Source organism: Nonlabens sp. Asnod3-A02 (assembly GCF_045063755.1).
GTDB lineage: Bacteria > Bacteroidota > Bacteroidia > Flavobacteriales > Flavobacteriaceae > Nonlabens > Nonlabens xylanidelens.
On record NZ_JBEFOC010000005.1, the window covers coordinates 63,683 to 78,842 of the forward strand.

Here is a 15,160-nt window from a genome sequence, read left to right on the forward strand (position 1 = left end):
TTTATTATCAGCTTTTGTCTTTATTTTGCAGAAAATTGACAGTAAAAGACTAATTATGGCAAAGATTGATGATATAGATAAGCAAATTTTAGACGTGCTTATAGAAAATACGAGAACCCCATTTACAGATATAGCTAAAAGATTGAGTATAAGTGCTGGTACAGTGCACGTTAGAGTTAAGAAGATGGAAGAATCTGGTATTATCCATGGATCTTCTCTTACAGTAGACTACCACCAGTTAGGTTATACCTTTATCGCTTACATAGGTGTCTTTCTTGAGAAAACTAGTGCAACACAGTTTGTGTTGAGTAGAATTAAAGAGATTCCATTTGTAACAGTAGCGCATATTACAACAGGTAAATTCAATATATTTTGTAAAATACGTGCTAGAGACACAACTCATGCAAAAAGAATTATCTTCATGTTAGATGATATTGATGGTGTGAGTCGTACAGAGACTATGATTAGTCTTGAAGAAAGCATTAATGATAAAAAGAGATTGTTACACAAAGTATTTCAAGATCTATAATGGTGTATTTAAAAGATATACCGTCTGACGAGTACACTTCATATTTTGATACTTACTTGAATCTTGTTGATAAAGAGAGTAACATAAATAATGTATTGCAACAGTCGTTAGATAAAACACTGGATTTTATAAATTCTATTGACAAGCCGCTAGACTATCGCTACGAATCTAGTAAATGGTCTATAGGGCAAGTAATCCAGCATAATATTGATACAGAGCGTGTCTTTGCATATCGTGCATTACGTTTCCTTAGAGGTGATGATACAGCGTTATCTGGTTTTGATCAAGATGTCTTTGTTGATAGTTTAGGAGATTACGCTTTCGCGAAAGCGGAACTTTTAAAAACAACAGAGAGTACTAGAAATGCAACTATAGCTTTATTTGAAAACGTAACTACAGATTCCCTCTTATTCAAAGGAAATGCTAGCGGAAATATAATGACCGCAAGAGTGATCCCATTTTTAATAGCTGGACACAACTTGCATCACGAGAATGTTATAAGAGATCGTTATTTAAGTTAAATTAAGAAAAACATCTCATATTTAAGAGCCTGCTAAGAATATCTTAGCAGGCTCTTGTTATTTAAAAGAGTTCTATCTTTTCATCTTTGTACTATAATAATTTAAACAAATATATAGACATGAAAAAGAGAGTAGCAATTTTAGCCACAGACGGATTTGAAGAAATAGAGTTAACTAGTCCTAAAAAAGCACTAGAAGACGCAGGAGTAGAGGTGGATATTATAAGTCCTAAAAAGGATTCTATAAAAGCTTGGGATAATGATAACTGGTCCGATACTTACAAGGTAGATAAACAAGTGAGTGAGGCAAATGCAAATGATTATCATTCATTAATGCTTCCTGGTGGTGTTTTAAACCCAGATCAGTTGCGACAGGATAAGGATTCTATAGAGTTTATTAAAGCCTTTTTTAAACAGAAAAAGCCTGTAAGTGCTATATGTCACGGTATACAGCCGTTAATAGATGCAGACGTGCTTAATGGACGTAAATTAACCTCATATCCTTCTTTACAAAGAGATGTAGAAAATGCAGGAGGTAATTGGGTTGATCAAGAAGTGGTAGTAGATGAAGGTTTTACCACTAGCAGGACGCCAGATGACCTAGATGCGTTTAATGCAAAAATGGTAGAAGAAGTGCGTGAAGGAAAACATGAATTACAACATGCGTAATTATAAATAGTTTTAAACTTAAAAAGGCTCGCAAATTGCGAGCCTTTTTTATTTTTATAAATTATGTCAGTTTACTGATTAAGCATAACTGGCATTACAAGCATAGTTACGTTTTCACCTTCGTCTAGTCCATCTACAGGTGTTAAAATACCGGCACGGTTAGGTAGCGACATTTCTAGAGATACGTCGTCACAAGTTAGGTTATTTAGCATTTCTATTAAGAACCTACTATTAAAACCTATTTGCATATCATCTCCTTGATAGTCACAAGTTAGGCGCTCGTCTGCTTTATTGCTATAATCTAGATCTTCAGCACTTATATTAAGCTCTGCACCAGCCATTTTAAGTCTTATCTGGTGTGTTGTTTTGTTAGAGAAAATGCTAACACGTCTTACAGAGTTAAGAAGTTGCGTTCTAGAAATAGTAAGTTTGTTAGGGTTTTCTTTAGGTATAACTGCCTCGTAATTAGGGTACTTTCCATCGATTAGACGACATATGATAGTTGTACCATCAAAGCTGAATTGTGCATTACTATCATTATATTCTACTAATACCTCAGACTCGCTTCCTTGCAGCATTGCTTTAAGCAAGTTAAGAGGTTTTTTAGGCATGATAAACTCTGCAGTTTCACTTGCAGCGATATCTTCTCTTTTATAACGTACAAGTTTATGTGCGTCTGTAGCGACAAATGTTAGTGAATCACTTGTAAACTGAAAGAATACACCACTCATTACAGGTCTTAAATCGTCATTACCAGCTGCAAATATGGTTTTGTTAACCGCAGTTGCTAATGTATCACCCATTATAGTGGTACTGCTAGGCTCAGATATAGTTACTGCTTTAGGAAATTCTTCAGCAGCAGCGCATGCTATTTCAGATTTACCTTTATCATGACTTACAGTAATCATAGTGCCTACTGCATGAAAAGTTAATGGTTGTTCTGGAAATGTTTTTAAAGTGTCTAGAAGTAATTTTGCTGGTAAGGCGATGCTACCGTCATCTTCACTTTCTACCTCTAGTTTACTAACTATGGTAGTTTCCATATCGCTGGCAGAAACCTTAAGCTCACTACCTGTTAATTCTAGAAGAAAGTTATCTAGAATAGGTAAGGTATTATTGTTATTAATTACTCCACCTAATAACTGCAGGTGTTTTTGTAAATATGAACTAGATACTATAAATTTCATCTTGGTGTTGTTATTTTGTGATGATAATTCCGGCTATTTAATTAAACGGAATTATTAAAATAGAACTCCATAAAATACGTGTATTCAATGTCTGTTCTGCAATTACAAAGATATTTTATATATAATTAGTAACATAACATACTTATTAACAATTAAGCCCTTTTTATAAATAAACTCATGACTTGCAAGGTGTCTTTACGAGATACAGTTCTTTTGCGATCATTTTTCTTGAGCTTATGGTTTTTTAATTGGTAGATTTTAAGAGTTCTATCTTGTGATTAAGCTGTATAGAAAGGAGTTTTTTATTATTACAAACTTGTTAAATAGACTCCCTACATTTTAAATAATCAATAACTTGCCATTTGTTAAGTAAAGTCTCTTTATTATGATAGATCCAGCATTATTAGAATTTTTAAAAGAACTAGCGCAAAATAATAACAAGCCATGGTTTGAAGAGCGCAAAGCAGATTTTAAAAAACTAGATAATGAGTTTAAGGATTTCACGGCTGCCGTAATGGTAGAGTTGAATCAAAACGATGTGATCGAAAAAGCAAAAAAATATAGAATTTATAGAGATATTAGATTCTCTAAGGATAAAACACCATTTAAAGCACATCGCAGTGTGAACTGGTTAAGAGCAGGAGCAGATAGGCGCGGTAGTTATTATATGCGTATAAAACCTAATGAAAATGTAATAGGGATAGGTTTTTTTGGACCAGAGAAAGAAGATCTTTTAAGAATAAGAAAAGAGCTAGAATTAGATGCTCAAGAAATGAGAGATATTATTTCTAGCCCTTCATTTAAATCTTGTTGGGGAGAATTACAAGGAGAGCAGCTTAAAACAGCACCTAGAAATTTTGATAAAAACCACCCAGACATTGATTTAATTAGGTTCAAAGCTTTTTATTTTATGAAAAGCTATACAGATAAAGAAGTTACATCTCCTGATTTCATGGATAAAGTCATAGAATCCTTCCATACTGGCCGTACATTTCTTGATTACATGACAGATTTACTTACTACAGATTTAAACGGAGAATCGCTGTTATAAATCTAATTGCGGCTTTTCAAATACTTGAATACTACTTATTAATCTTTCACGTACTAAATTCATCATGCGTTTATTCAATGCGCTAGAATTAGTGATGTAAGTACTGTATTCTGCAATAGTAAAATGTCCCATCATGATTCCTTTTAGAGAATTTCTAAATTTTTGATCTCTATTTACAGCGTTTTCTATATAATCGATACGTTTATGAGCAGTCAGGCCATAAAAGACATTTTTGTGCTTTTTTATGTAGTTTCTAAAAACCGCAATGATAAGATCGTGTTGTAATTTTGCGATAGGACGCAAGGTTATATTTTGAAAACGTTCTTCTTCACTCATTTGCTCATCTACACGTATACTGGGTATTTCTGGTCTTAATGCGACTAGATACTCGTCTCGATTATTCATAGTTTTAGGGTTTTAATAAAGGTAGTAAAGCTGTGTTCTAATTGTATATGCTATTGATCTAGTTTTCTCAACATGTTTTTAACAGTGATATTTATAGTGTAAATAGTTTTGATGGAGGTCTCGCTTTCGCGAAAGCGGAACTATTAAAAACTACTATATAATTTTTCTTACTGTGGCTTTAAATGTAAAAAGTGCTTCTTATTTTTACATCTTATGCAACACTTCATTGATGTCATATTACCGCTTCCATTAGAGCGCTTTTTTACCTACACTATTAACCCTGTAGAATCTGAGTTTCTTAAACCTGGAATGCGAGTGGCTGTGCCGTTTGGTAAATCAAAAATCTATACAGGTATAGTGCATAAAGTCCATCAAGAAAACACAGCGACTTATGAGGTAAAAGACATAGAGTTTATAATAGATGAGCAGCCGGTGGTAACTGCAGGTCAACTCAAATTTTGGGAATGGATAGCCTCTTATTATTTATGTGCTGTAGGAGAAGTAATGAGGGCGGCGTTACCTAAATCTTTTCTATTAGAAAGTGAAACCATAATACTCAAGAAAGATTCTGGTTCTATAGAAGAACTAGATCTAGACGATCGTGAGTACTTGGTTATGGAAGCTCTTAATAATCGCAATGCATTAAAAGTGCAAGAGGTAATGGATATTCTGGACCGTAAAACGGTTCTTCCTATACTTCAAAAAATGATTAATAAGGATTTGATTCTCTTGCAAGAAGAACTTTACAGTACTTATAAAGCAAAAAAGAAAAAATTCATCTACTTACATCAGGATTTTAAAGAAGAAGATGCACTTAAAACCCTTTTAGATACTTTAAGTAGGGCGCCTAAGCAAAGGGATGCTGTCATGACTTTATTCATGATGCAAACTGGAGCGACTAAGGATATTGCAAAAAAAGATCTTATTGAGCGTGCAAATGTGACCAGTACTGTCATTAAAAGTCTTATCAATAAAGATATTTTAATAGAGATAGAAAAAGATGTAGATCGAGTTAAGGATGATGTAGAAGATGGTCAGGATTTATATAATCTTAATGAAGACCAGGTAAGCGCCCTAGCGCAAATTAAATCTAGTTTTAAGATTAATAAAACGGTATTGTTGCATGGAGTGACTTCTAGTGGTAAAACGCAGTTATATGTGCAGCTTATTAAAGAACAATTAGAAAAGGGAAATCAGGCACTTTATTTACTTCCTGAGATAGCGCTTACTACACAATTGATATCTAGGCTCAAAGCTTTTTTTAAGCACCAAGTGTTGGTTTATCATTCAAAATACAACCTTAATGAAAGACAAGAAGTCTGGCATCATGTTCTAGAACAAAAAGAACCTTATGTTATTATAGGAGCGCGTAGTGCGATGTTGCTGCCTTTTCAAAAATTAGGACTTATCGTTATTGATGAAGAGCACGAGAGTAGTTTTAAGCAATTTGATCCAGCCCCTAGATACCATGCAAGAGATGCTTCTATTGTTTTAGGGTACATGAAAAAAGCAAATATTCTTTTAGGTAGTGCTACACCATCTTTAGAGAGTTATCACAATGCAAGTACGGGAAAGTACCAGTTGGTAGAGCTTAAAAGGCGTTATGGTAACGTTCTTATGCCCGAAATTAATATGGTGAATATTAAAGAAAAGCATAAACGTAAAAGAATGAATGGTCATTTTTCTGATACGCTTATTGAGCATATGACAGAGGCTTTTAAGGATAAAAAGCAAGTCATTTTATTTCAGAATAGAAGAGGTTATGCGCCTATTATGGAGTGTGATACTTGTGGACACGCACCACAGTGTCCTAATTGTGATGTTAGTCTTACGTATCACAAATATAAAGGTCAGTTAAGATGCCATTATTGTGGTTACCACACATTTGTCCCTAAGGAGTGTCCTGCTTGTTCAAGTACAGCTATAGATACCAAAGGATTTGGGACAGAGCAAATAGAGCAGGAGTTTAGAATGTTGTTTCCTAATCATACGGTGGCGCGTATGGATCTCGATACTACCAGAGGTAAAAATGCCTATGAAAAGATAATTAATCAAATGGATTCTGGTGAGATAGACTGTCTGGTAGGTACACAAATGATTACTAAAGGGCTAGATTTTAGAAATGTAAGTCTCGTAGGTGTTCTTAATGCAGACTCTATGCTTAATTTTCCTGATTTTAGGGCACATGAAAGGTGTTTTCAATTACTTACTCAAGTAGCTGGTCGTGCAGGTCGTACTAAAGAAAGAGGCAAAGTGTTGATACAGAGTTATAATCCAGATCATATGATTTTGCAACAGGTCAGTTCTTATGATTATGGTACTATGTATAGGGAGCAAGTAGAGGAGCGTTATCAATTTAAATATCCGCCGTTTCAACGGTTAATTAAAATCACTTTTAAACATAGAGATTATCAGACCACACTAGATTCTAGTCAGTGGTTTGTAGATGCTTTAAACCAGATACCACATGGAGTAGTGGTGTTAGGGCCAGAGTTTCCTGCTGTATCTCGTGTGCGCAATTTGTATAATATAAATGTGATTATTAAAATGAACAGACAGCAAAAACCTGATGTTATTAAAAACTATATCACCAGAGTTAAGAGGAGTTTTGAATCTATTAAATTGTATAGGTCTGTACGTTGTAATATAGATGTAGATAGTTACTAGGCTATTGGTTGTTGAGAGTCCGCTTCCGCGAAAGCGGAATTAAAACAAGTATCTTATAAAATAAAAAGCTATCTAGGTGGCATTTTTAAAACACAAAAAAGCCACTCTTTAGAGTGGCTTTTTATTGTATAAATGAAATATGTAACTAGAATTGAGATAATGCCTCAACCAGTTCTGATTTTCTATTGCGACTTAAAGGAAGTACCTCAGAGCCTAATTCTACGGCTTTAGAGTTGAATTTTTCTACTTTTCTTAGATTTACGATATATGATTTGTGAATACGTAAAAAATCTTCGGATGGTAGAGTGCCTTCAAATGATTTCATAGTAGAAAGTACGATAAGGCTGTCTTCATCGGTAATTAGTTTTACATAATCACCTAGAGCCTGTATGTATCTTAATTCTTTAAGATAAACCTTACGTTTCTTAAGGTTACTCTTTACAAAGATGAATTCACCACGATCTTCGATCATTTCTGTCTTCATCTTGTGAGATAGAAGAGCGCGCTCTACAGCATAAAGAAAACGATCTTTCTTAATAGGTTTTTGTAAATAATCTATTGCGGCATAATCAAATGCCTTAAATGCATACTTAGTCTGACCAGTAACAAAGATAACACCTGGTTTTTCAGTAATATCGTCTAAAAGATCAAACCCTGTTAGAATAGGCATTTCAATATCTAAGAAAATTAGATCAACGGTAGTTTCCTTTAAGGCGGCTTTAGTTTCTACAGCGTTACTAAATTCACCTACTAATTTTAAATTAGGGTGACCTTCTATCATCTTTACGATAGCCAGTCTCTGTATACTAGAGTCGTCAACTACAAAACAGTTAAGGATGGTGTTACTCATTATTATTTATCAATAGTTATAAGACAATATTAAACTGTTTACAGATGAAATACAAGTTAATTTATCTTTTTGTCGGATATTTTAACGACTTAGCGAATTTATCACAGTTTTTGTAAGATGTAAATATTTAGTTTGTAGAGTGTTAGAGGTGTGTTTCGTCGATGTTTTTAATGAAGATAATTTTAGTTTTCATTAAATGAATGTATGAAATTACTGAAAAACAAGTCTTTAGATAACTTTATATTTAACTTATGTTAATTAAATAATCTTTTATCATTCTTTAAAAGCTGTTTAACTTTTGTTTTTAATTGTGTTTTGAAAGATTTTTTTAATGATGTTATTATAAGGTAATGAATAATAAGTAATAATGGTTTAAAGTAAAGTTGTGTGTATAAAGGAAAAAGAGTATTTTTGCAGCCGTTTAAAACAATATTAATTATGAATCAATACGAAACTGTTTTCATTTTGAATCCCGTTTTATCTGATGATCAGGTAAAGGAAACAGTAAAGAAGTTTGAAAATTTCCTTACTGACCGTGGTGCTAAAATGATAGCCAAAGAAGATTGGGGCCTAAAAAAACTGGCTTATGCAATCGAAAACAAAAAAAGTGGTTTTTACCACCTTTTTCAATTTGACGTACCTGGTGAGGTAATCAACGACTTCGAAGTAGAATTCCGTCGTGATGAGCGTATCATGAGATACCTTACTGTAAAACTTGACAAGTATGCTGTTGAGTGGGCAGAGAAGAGAAGAGTGAAAATGTCTAAAAAATCTAAAGCTTAAAACATGGCATCATTACAACAACAAGCTAAAGGAAAAAAAGATGGTGACATCCGTTACCTTTCTCCTTTAAAGATCGAGACTCAAGAAAGAAAGAAATACTGTCGTTTCAAACGTAGTGGTATCAAATACATCGATTATAAAGATGCTAATTGGTTATTCGGATTTGTAAATGAGCAAGGGAAATTACTTCCACGTCGCCTTACAGGAACTTCTTTAAAATACCAACGTAAAGTAGCAGTAGCTGTAAAACGTGCTCGTCACATCGCTATCATGCCTTATGTAGGTGATTTACTTAAATAATAAAATCAGATTAACAATATGGAACTTATATTAAAGAAAGATGTAGAACATTTAGGTTTTACTGACGATTTAGTGAGTGTTAAGCCTGGTTATGGTCGCAACTTCTTAATCCCTAATGGTATGGCTGTAATGGCTACATCAAGTGCTAAGAAAATGCTAGCCGAAACACTTAAGCAAAGAGCTCATAAAGAAGCTGCAAATGTAAAAGCTGCTCAAGAGCAAGCTGATCAACTTGCTGCTCTTGAATTAAAAATAGCTGCAAAAACTGGTGACGGAAACAAATTATTTGGTTCTATTACTACTGCAGATGTTTCTGACTTACTTGCAAAGAACGGTATCGAAATAGAGAAGAAATTCATCTCTGTTGCTGGTGGTTCTATCAAGAGATTAGGTCAGTATGATGCTGATGTACGTTTTCACAGGGATGTGACTGCTAAAGTTACTTTTACTGTTGTAGAAGATAAATAAGACTTATTCTTATCATTATAAAGCCGTTTCATTAGATTGAAACGGCTTTTTTAATTTCAACTTTTAATTAAGGGTTTTATGAAATATAGAAGACTTACTAAAGAACAACTGGATGAAATGCATCCAGAATTCATTAACTTCCTTGCTACTCAAACTATTACAGCCAAAGAATGGGATGATTTAAAAACTAATCAACCAGAAGTAGCAGAGCAAGAAATAGACGTATTCTCTGACCTTGTCTGGGAAGGTGTTCTAAACAAAGCAGAGTTTCTAGAACATATATCTGCTAGGACCATGAATTTATTCTCTCTAGGAGAAAAAGAAATGGAATTGATATCAATTATGGTAGGAGACGAGCTAATTGATATTACCACACCAGAAGGTTATAAGTGGCTTCAAAAAAACCTGCTCGATGATGAAGTGAAAATTTTTACTGCAAAAAAAGCGTATGGAGAAGATCCTAATGCTGATAAATTTAAACTGATTGAGTCTGGTGCAATTATTACCAAAGGTCAATTGTTCAACTACTTTGACGACCTGATGGAGCTAGGTAAAGAAACTAATGGTTTCTAAATATGAAAAGAATTTATTATAACAAAAGCCGACTCTCATGAGTCGGCTTTTGTTATTTAATAATGCTAGGTGTTTACTTATTCTACAAGTTGATTTTATTATACTGAACCTTATTCAACAAATACCATTGTAAACTTATAATACTTATAGAATTATTGAAAAATCGATTATTAAGCTTCTGTTTAATGTCGTTTCTAGGTATTTTAATTAATTCTATATCTTCATTTTCTGAAGTCGCGCCTCCACCTCGTAGTGTTTTTTGACTAGAAGTAACTTCACCATAAAAGATGCTTATTTGTTCTGACAGCATTCCAGGTGATGGAAAGTATTCTATTATAAACTCAAGGCTTTCTATTTCATAGCCTATTTCTTCCTTAACTTCTCTAATAGCAGCTTTCTCTGCCGATTCATTTTTATCAATAGCTCCGGCTGGTATTTCTACGATCCAGCCTTGATCACGACGCGAACTAGGATAGCGGAACTGACGTATAAAAAGAAAGCTATCGGTATCTTTTTCATAAAGTAACACAGCAACCGCATTACCACGGTCTAAGGCTAGGCGAGTGCTGTTAATCTCTTTTTTACCATCAAAGCTATATTGAGTAACTTGAGCCTTATATATTTTAAGAAACTGATCAAATACTTTCTCTTCTTGGTTTATGGTATGTTTCATACTAGATAATTTTAAATAAAAAAATCGTCCATTAAATGAATAATGAACGATTTAATATACTATAAATGAGATTATCTTTTAATCTCAGCGCCAAATTTATTCATGTAACGCTCATATAATTCTGTTTGATGAGAATTAAGAGAAATGTCTCTACCGTCTATAAATGCACGTGTAATTTGGTTACCACGCATGTCTAATGCATTTCCTTTAGAAATGAATAGAGTAGCACTTTTACCTTGCTCTAAAGAACCATATTCTTTATCGATACCTAATATTTGTGCAGGTGTAAGAGTTATCATTTTTAAAGCCTGTTCCATATCCATTCCATAACCAGCAACGGTACCAGCATAGAAAGGGAAATTACGTGTTTGGTGTCTTTCCATATCTCCAGAATTTTCTAGACCTACCATAACGCCTTTGTCAGCTAGTAGTTTAGGAAACTTATAAGGCATGTCAAAGTCTTCATCTTCACGAGAAGGAAGATCGTGTACACGACCTGCTAGAACAGGAATATTCATTGCAACAAGTTCTGTTGCTACTTTATCACCTTCACGACCACCTACAATAACAGGTTTCTTAATTCCGTTTGCTTTAATAAATTTCAAAACATCTCTGATGGCTTTTTCTCCATCTACATGGATGTAAAAATTCTCAGTACCATTAATAGCAGGTTGTAATGCAGCATATTTTAAGTTTAAACCAACTGGTTTTGTCGTTGCATTATAGGCCTTTGCATTATTTAAGAAATCTGTTAATTCTGTGACTTGCTTTTCATAATCTTTACTAGGCTCTATAGGTCCTGGCTCATACCATGTACCAGTTCTTCTAAAACTAGATGGCCAGTTTACATGTACACCGTCATCCGTACGTATAGAAGCGTCTTCCCAGTTCCAAGCGTCTAATTGTACGACACTAGATTTTCCAGAAATACGACCTCCACGAGGTACGATTTGAGCGATAAGTACCCCATTAGGTCTCATAGACTCTATCACTTTACTCTCTGCATTATAAGCGATAATAGATCTTATGTGTGGATTATAGGTTCCCATCTCACGCACGTCAGAACTCGCGTTTACCGCATCTATTTCTACTAGACCTATAGTGGCATTCATAGCAATTAATCCAGGATAAACATGCATTCCAGATGCGTCTATTCTTTCTCCTTTAATATCCATTTTAACCACTGTCGCGTCTGCAATTGCAGTAATAGTACCGTTTTCTAAAACTATTATAGAGTTATCTATAACCTCACCATTACCTATGTGGGCAGTGGCATTCATAATCGTGTAAATACCTGTTTGTGCAGGTGCTGGTGTCTGTTGTGCAGTTGCAGTCATGGCAAACAAGGCACAAATCGTATAAAATAAGTTTTTCATTGTCTTCATATTACCAGTGAATAGTTTCGCATTCATATAATGTCTTGTCTTTCTTTTTAGGCGTTTGGGTTTTCATCCCTTTGTTTTTGGCCATGATCATTTCATTAACAAGTTCTTGTCTTTCTGCTTTTATGCTTTCGCGAAAGCGTAAGTCACGTTCTTTATCAAAAAACACAATTCCATCTATCATTGTGATTTCTGGCCTAGCAGTCACGCTCAATGGATTAACATTCCATAAAACAAGATCTGCATCTTTTCCTTTTTTGATACTACCTGTACGGTCATCGATGTGTAAAAGTTTTGCAGGGTTTAAAGTCACAAACTTCCATGCATCTTCTTCACTAACGCCACCATATTTCACAGCTTTTGCAGCTTCCTGGTTTAAACGTCTAGACATCTCAGCATCATCAGAATTAAAAGCAACTACCACACCTTGCGAGTGCATAATGGCACCGTTATAAGGAATAGCGTCATTCACCTCATATTTATAAGCCCACCAGTCGCTGAAGGTAGATCCACCTACACCATGTTCGGCCATTTTATCTGCTACTTTGTAACCTTCTAAAATGTGTGTAAATGTGTTGATACGGAAACCGTGTTTCTCTGCTACTTTCATTAACATATTGATCTCACTTTGTACATAAGAGTGGCAAGAAACAAAACGTTCACTTTCTAAAATTTCTAGAAGTACTTCCATCTCTTCATCATAACGGAAGTCTTTACTTCCTTTAGCATTTGCATAAGCACGAGCTCTTGAGAAATAATCTTCAAAAACTTGTTCTACACCCATTCTAGTTTGTGGGAAACGCACACCGTTTTGATAACGAGATTGTTTTACATTTTCACCTAGAGCAAATTTGATAAATTTAGGAGAGTTAGAATAGATCATCTCGTCTGCTTTGTAACCCCATTTTAATTTAATAATAGCGCTACGACCACCTATAGGATTTGCACTACCGTGTAGCAGTTGTGAGGTAGTAACACCACCAGCAAGGTCTCTATAAATATTTACATCCTCATGGTCTACGACGTCTTCTATGGTAACCTCGGCAGTAGAATTATGACCAGCTTCATTTACACCGTTATCTATAGCGATGTGACTGTGCTCATCTATTATACCACTAGTTAAGTGTTTTCCTGTAGCATCTATTACTCTTGCATTACCAGCACTTAGATTTTTACCTATTTTAGATATTTTACCATCTTTAACGAGTACATCCGTATTTTCTAAAATTCCATCTTTCTCATTAGTCCATACCGTAGCATTGCGGTATAAGATAGTTTCTACGGTAGGTTGGGTTTCACTACCGTAACCTACGTTAGGAAAAGTCATGCGACCCATTTTTTTGATTTCTTTAGAATCACCTTTTTTATTTCTATCCTTACCATCTGTTTTTGAATCTGTAGGTTCTTTTACAGCTACAAAGGCAGGTTCCTGACCATTAGGTAGGTAAGCGATACCATGAAAATTATTATCATCACTTATTACACCTAATAATCTAGTATAAGATTTATCTTCTTTATCTTTTTGAGTAGTGATAATATTGATCCAGTTACCGTCATAAGTTATTTTAGAACCTAGAGTCGTACTGTCTATTTTTACTGTAGATTTTTTACCGTTTCCTTTAATAGATATATCATATTTTACTCCATTTAAGGTAGCTACATAAGAGCCATCAATATCTTTAATGCTTCTATTTTTAATTACTTGTTTAGATCCTTTAACCCAGTTTTCATAGATTTCAGTATCATCTTCAAATAATTTTCCAGAGGTAATGATAAAGTTAGCTAGTTTTCCTTTTTCAAGAGTACCTACCATATCATTTACTTTTAATATGCTTGCAGGAGTCGTAGTAAGAGCAGCTAGAGCCTGATCTTCTGTAAGACCATATTCCATAGCTATTTTTAGTTTCTTCATTAAATCTGCTGGAGATTTTAAGTCTTTAGTAGTAACAGCATAAGTAATACCAGCCTGTGATAACATCATTAAATTACCAGGAGCTTGTTTCCATTCTCTCATGTCGCTTAGATTTACAAACCACTCTAGATTTGGGTTAGAAACATCATAAGCATCAGGGAAATTAATAGGTACAATAAGTGCTGCGTTAGTAGCTTTTACATCTGCTATCATTTCATAAGCATCTTCTCCACCTACAATAACAAATTGTTTACCTACACGATCACCCAGTTTGTCTACTCTTAGTACATTCTTTTTATCTCCAGCTTCAATTATCTGAACAAGATTTTTCTTTGTGTTTAATGCTTCTAGAGATAGATCTTTTGTTTTAGAATGTCCATTTGCATACCAGTCTGCATCAAAATGTGTCTGACGTAATAAAGCCAGCGCACCCATAAGAGATGTAGGATAACTCTGTCTAGACTGACGGCTTTTACTCAATGAAAAGAAGTTACCACTCTCTTGTTTAAGAATACGGTCTGCATCAGTTCCTGTGTTATCTAGAGCGATTAACATACCATTACCACGAGCGATACCATCTTGAAAGTGAGTTTGTACGGTACCAAAACCGGCATCAATATACTTCTTAGCTTCTTTAGAATCGTATTCAAAATGATCCATAGCGCTTTGTTCTGCTCTTATGTGATCATTCCAGTAATATCCTTTGCGACCTTCGTCATATTGCGCTGTTCTACTACCAGCAGCTCTTTTAGGAGATTTCATAGCTATGTTTCCATAAGACTCTATAAAAGAAGGGTAGATGTAATTACCTGCAGCGTCTTCAATAACAGCATTTTTAGGAATAGAAATACCATTACCTATAGCTTCTATCTTACCATTTTTAATGATAATAGTACCATTAGATATCATTTTACCAGGACTGGTGATTATGGTAGCGTTAGTAATTGCACGAGTGACATTGCTTACCGCACTTATGTCATCGTTGTTAGGAAAATACTCTTGAGCCTGCATGGAAAAACAAGCCAAAAGCATGAGAGATAATAATCTTTTCATGAATATAGGTTTAGTCCATAAAGATAGATCAAAGTCCTATAAAGTCGTTTCTTAAAGATTTCATAAAAAGTCAATAGTTATATGAAGTAATTAACAAATGTGTTCTGTACAATCTCTTCCGTTTTTTTTATGACGTTA

General features: G+C 34.4%; 15 protein-coding genes. 9 read left to right on the plus strand and 6 right to left on the minus strand.

Annotated features, from left to right (window positions below; genetic code table 11):
• The first annotated feature begins 55 nt into the window (after positions 1 to 55).
• The 3 genes from ACJJVN_RS00355 to ACJJVN_RS00365 all read left to right on the plus strand — a co-directional run bounded on the left by ACJJVN_RS00355 (position 56) and on the right by ACJJVN_RS00365 (position 1,718).
• Positions 56 to 529 (plus strand): Lrp/AsnC family transcriptional regulator, encoded by a 474-nt coding sequence (locus tag ACJJVN_RS00355; protein WP_104515883.1) that lies wholly within the window; start codon positions 56 to 58, stop codon positions 527 to 529.
• Complete coding sequence (locus tag ACJJVN_RS00360; RefSeq protein WP_405376668.1) at positions 529 to 1,050, plus strand: DinB family protein; 522 nt, start codon at positions 529 to 531, stop codon at positions 1,048 to 1,050. Before ACJJVN_RS00355 ends, ACJJVN_RS00360 begins: the two co-directional genes overlap by 1 nt.
• Positions 1,051 to 1,169: 119 nt before the next feature.
• Positions 1,170 to 1,718 (plus strand): type 1 glutamine amidotransferase domain-containing protein, encoded by a 549-nt coding sequence (locus tag ACJJVN_RS00365; protein ID WP_405368168.1) that lies wholly within the window; start codon positions 1,170 to 1,172, stop codon positions 1,716 to 1,718.
• Between the two features lie 71 nt (positions 1,719 to 1,789).
• Here ACJJVN_RS00365 and dnaN read toward each other — a convergent pair whose 3' ends face one another.
• Positions 1,790 to 2,905: a DNA polymerase III subunit beta gene (gene dnaN, locus ACJJVN_RS00370; RefSeq protein ID WP_104515886.1), complete on the minus strand. Its 1,116-nt coding sequence runs from the start codon at positions 2,903 to 2,905 to the stop codon at positions 1,790 to 1,792.
• A gap of 385 nt (positions 2,906 to 3,290) precedes the next feature.
• On the opposite strand from dnaN, the gene ACJJVN_RS00375 reads away from it, so the two are divergent.
• Complete coding sequence (locus ACJJVN_RS00375) at positions 3,291 to 3,956, plus strand: DUF2461 domain-containing protein (RefSeq protein ID WP_405376670.1); 666 nt, start codon at positions 3,291 to 3,293, stop codon at positions 3,954 to 3,956.
• Here the strand turns inward: ACJJVN_RS00375 and ACJJVN_RS00380 are convergent.
• The gene (locus tag ACJJVN_RS00380; RefSeq protein WP_405376672.1) at positions 3,951 to 4,361 is read right to left on the minus strand and encodes a glyoxalase; all 411 of its coding nucleotides are present in this window, start codon (positions 4,359 to 4,361) and stop codon (positions 3,951 to 3,953) included. The genes ACJJVN_RS00375 and ACJJVN_RS00380 overlap by 6 nt on opposite strands.
• Before the next feature lie 213 nt (positions 4,362 to 4,574).
• Between ACJJVN_RS00380 and priA the strand changes: the two genes are divergently transcribed.
• Positions 4,575 to 7,028, plus strand: coding sequence for a primosomal protein N' (gene priA / locus ACJJVN_RS00385; protein ID WP_405376674.1), 2,454 nt, complete (start codon positions 4,575 to 4,577; stop codon positions 7,026 to 7,028).
• A 145-nt stretch (positions 7,029 to 7,173) separates the two neighbouring features.
• On the opposite strand, the gene ACJJVN_RS00390 is transcribed toward priA, so the two are convergent.
• On the minus strand, positions 7,174 to 7,878 hold the full coding sequence (locus ACJJVN_RS00390) for a LytTR family DNA-binding domain-containing protein (RefSeq protein ID WP_104515890.1): 705 nt from the start codon (positions 7,876 to 7,878) through the stop codon (positions 7,174 to 7,176).
• A gap of 438 nt (positions 7,879 to 8,316) precedes the next feature.
• On the opposite strand from ACJJVN_RS00390, the gene rpsF reads away from it, so the two are divergent.
• The 4 genes from rpsF (at position 8,317) to ACJJVN_RS00410 (ending at position 10,002) form a co-directional block, all read left to right on the plus strand.
• Positions 8,317 to 8,661: a 30S ribosomal protein S6 gene (rpsF, locus tag ACJJVN_RS00395; protein WP_104515891.1), complete on the plus strand. Its 345-nt coding sequence runs from the start codon at positions 8,317 to 8,319 to the stop codon at positions 8,659 to 8,661.
• Positions 8,662 to 8,664: 3 nt separating this feature from the next.
• Complete coding sequence (gene rpsR / locus ACJJVN_RS00400; protein ID WP_104515892.1) at positions 8,665 to 8,961, plus strand: 30S ribosomal protein S18; 297 nt, start codon at positions 8,665 to 8,667, stop codon at positions 8,959 to 8,961.
• Positions 8,962 to 8,979: 18 nt separating this feature from the next.
• The gene (gene rplI / locus ACJJVN_RS00405; RefSeq protein ID WP_104515893.1) at positions 8,980 to 9,429 is read left to right on the plus strand and encodes a 50S ribosomal protein L9; all 450 of its coding nucleotides are present in this window, start codon (positions 8,980 to 8,982) and stop codon (positions 9,427 to 9,429) included.
• 78 nt (positions 9,430 to 9,507) lie between these two features.
• Complete coding sequence (locus tag ACJJVN_RS00410) at positions 9,508 to 10,002, plus strand: DUF6495 family protein (protein ID WP_348114971.1); 495 nt, start codon at positions 9,508 to 9,510, stop codon at positions 10,000 to 10,002.
• An 82-nt stretch (positions 10,003 to 10,084) separates the two neighbouring features.
• On the opposite strand, the gene ACJJVN_RS00415 is transcribed toward ACJJVN_RS00410, so the two are convergent.
• The 3 genes from ACJJVN_RS00415 to ACJJVN_RS00425 form a co-directional block, all read right to left on the minus strand.
• Entirely contained in the window at positions 10,085 to 10,675 is a 591-nt protein-coding gene (locus tag ACJJVN_RS00415) for an NUDIX domain-containing protein (protein WP_405376676.1), read from the minus strand.
• A gap of 71 nt (positions 10,676 to 10,746) precedes the next feature.
• Positions 10,747 to 12,060: an amidohydrolase family protein gene (locus tag ACJJVN_RS00420; protein WP_405371216.1), complete on the minus strand. Its 1,314-nt coding sequence runs from the start codon at positions 12,058 to 12,060 to the stop codon at positions 10,747 to 10,749.
• A 1-nt stretch (position 12,061) separates the two neighbouring features.
• Positions 12,062 to 15,022, minus strand: a complete 2,961-nt coding sequence (locus ACJJVN_RS00425; RefSeq protein ID WP_405376678.1) for an amidohydrolase family protein — start codon at positions 15,020 to 15,022, stop codon at positions 12,062 to 12,064.
• Between the last annotated feature and the right edge of the window lie 138 nt (positions 15,023 to 15,160).

Excerpts from the sequence above, each read along its gene's own strand:
- rpsR (WP_104515892.1), top strand. The coding sequence starts at position 8,665 with ATGGCATCATTACAACAACAAGCTAAAGGAAAAAAAGATGGTGACATC.
- ACJJVN_RS00380 (WP_405376672.1), bottom strand. The coding sequence starts at position 4,361 with ATGAATAATCGAGACGAGTATCTAGTCGCATTAAGACCAGAAATACCC.
- ACJJVN_RS00375 (WP_405376670.1), top strand. The coding sequence starts at position 3,291 with ATGATAGATCCAGCATTATTAGAATTTTTAAAAGAACTAGCGCAAAAT.
- rplI (WP_104515893.1), top strand. The coding sequence starts at position 8,980 with ATGGAACTTATATTAAAGAAAGATGTAGAACATTTAGGTTTTACTGAC.
- ACJJVN_RS00365 (WP_405368168.1), top strand. The coding sequence starts at position 1,170 with ATGAAAAAGAGAGTAGCAATTTTAGCCACAGACGGATTTGAAGAAATA.
- ACJJVN_RS00410 (WP_348114971.1), top strand. The coding sequence starts at position 9,508 with ATGAAATATAGAAGACTTACTAAAGAACAACTGGATGAAATGCATCCA.
- dnaN (WP_104515886.1), bottom strand. The coding sequence starts at position 2,905 with ATGAAATTTATAGTATCTAGTTCATATTTACAAAAACACCTGCAGTTA.
- priA (WP_405376674.1), top strand. The coding sequence starts at position 4,575 with ATGCAACACTTCATTGATGTCATATTACCGCTTCCATTAGAGCGCTTT.
- ACJJVN_RS00390 (WP_104515890.1), bottom strand. The coding sequence starts at position 7,878 with ATGAGTAACACCATCCTTAACTGTTTTGTAGTTGACGACTCTAGTATA.
- ACJJVN_RS00415 (WP_405376676.1), bottom strand. The coding sequence starts at position 10,675 with ATGAAACATACCATAAACCAAGAAGAGAAAGTATTTGATCAGTTTCTT.
- ACJJVN_RS00420 (WP_405371216.1), bottom strand. The coding sequence starts at position 12,060 with ATGAAGACAATGAAAAACTTATTTTATACGATTTGTGCCTTGTTTGCC.
- ACJJVN_RS00360 (WP_405376668.1), top strand. The coding sequence starts at position 529 with ATGGTGTATTTAAAAGATATACCGTCTGACGAGTACACTTCATATTTT.
- rpsF (WP_104515891.1), top strand. The coding sequence starts at position 8,317 with ATGAATCAATACGAAACTGTTTTCATTTTGAATCCCGTTTTATCTGAT.
- ACJJVN_RS00425 (WP_405376678.1), bottom strand. The coding sequence starts at position 15,022 with ATGAAAAGATTATTATCTCTCATGCTTTTGGCTTGTTTTTCCATGCAG.
- ACJJVN_RS00355 (WP_104515883.1), top strand. The coding sequence starts at position 56 with ATGGCAAAGATTGATGATATAGATAAGCAAATTTTAGACGTGCTTATA.